The sequence below is a fragment of the Candidatus Obscuribacterales bacterium genome (assembly GCA_036703605.1).
In the GTDB taxonomy this organism is placed as follows: domain Bacteria; phylum Cyanobacteriota; class Cyanobacteriia; order RECH01; family RECH01; genus RECH01.
The window spans coordinates 1-1044 of record DATNRH010001221.1 but is presented as its reverse complement, the minus strand read 5'-3'; the positions used below and the strand labels follow the sequence as shown (position 1 = coordinate 1044).

The 1044-nt window shown below is 52.8% G+C and carries 2 protein-coding genes; one reads left to right on the top strand and one right to left on the bottom strand.

The window, feature by feature from the left end; all coding sequences use genetic code 11:
• Positions 1–409 (top strand): pyridoxal-phosphate dependent enzyme (locus tag V6D20_25215; GenBank protein HEY9819082.1); only part of this gene is annotated, 409 nt, incomplete at its 5' end.
• A gap of 301 nt (positions 410–710) precedes the next feature.
• Here V6D20_25215 and V6D20_25210 read toward each other — a convergent pair.
• Positions 711–1044 (bottom strand): hypothetical protein (locus V6D20_25210; protein HEY9819081.1); only part of this gene is annotated, 334 nt, incomplete at its 5' end.

Genomic DNA, 1044 nt, shown 5'->3' with positions numbered 1-1044 from the left:
TATTGCGGGAGCCGGCACCATCGGACTTGAAGTCATACAAGAAATCCCAGATCTTGATGCCATCATCGTTCCAGTGGGGGGTGCTGGCTTGATAGCTGGCATCTCCCTCGCCGTCAAAACTCTCCGACCTGATGTGCTGGTGATTGGCGTGGAGCCTGAAAATTGTCCCTCCCTAACGATGGCCCTCCGTACGGACCACAAACTCACCCTTACAGAGGCGGGCCATCCCACTGTTGTCAACGCAGTTCCAACCTTGGCCGATGGCCTTGCTGTTGCGGAGGTTGGGGACATTTCGTTCAAGATCTGCCAGAAGCACGTTGACCATGTCGTCACGGTATCTGAGCACTATGTAGCGCTCTCAGTGCTCCGCTTTGTTGAAACTGTATCGTATTCCTTGCTCACTCCTTAGGCAAAAACTGTGGTTGAAGGAGGAGGCGCGACGGGGTTGGCTCCACTTTTGGGCCACCAACTCCCAGAACTTCGTGGCAAATCAGTTTGCGTGGGTATGGCCCAACCTCAAAAATAGTTGTTTGTGGAGGAAACATAGATACCACGGTCCTGGGCCGCGTCATTGAACGTGGACTTGCGGCCGATCATCGCCTTGTGCGCATCCGGGGAAATATTTCCGATCGTCCAGGTACCGGTTATTCTCACCCTCCTAGGTGGTTTGGCCGACTTTTGCCAACGCATCGCTAGTAAAGGGGGCTCGATCAAAGTGATCCACCACGAGCGTGCGTTCGATCGTATGGAATTACCTCTAATGTGCAGTCGAAGAAGAAGATATTTCTACTGTCCATATATCTGCCACCGTGGAGACAACTGGGCCTGATCATGTCCTTGCCCTTTTCGACGCGCTCAAAGGCATGGTTAAGGATCTCCATATGGACATAGACAAGGTAGCCAGACTGTAACACCAGACAGCACTCAAGCGGTGTCTTCGCCAGCTTCTTTATGGCAGCAACAATGGGGATGCTACCTCGCCGTCGCCTTTTCTTCAATTTGCCACCACCGTAACTTGAGCGACTGACAAGCAAGGAATGGGAC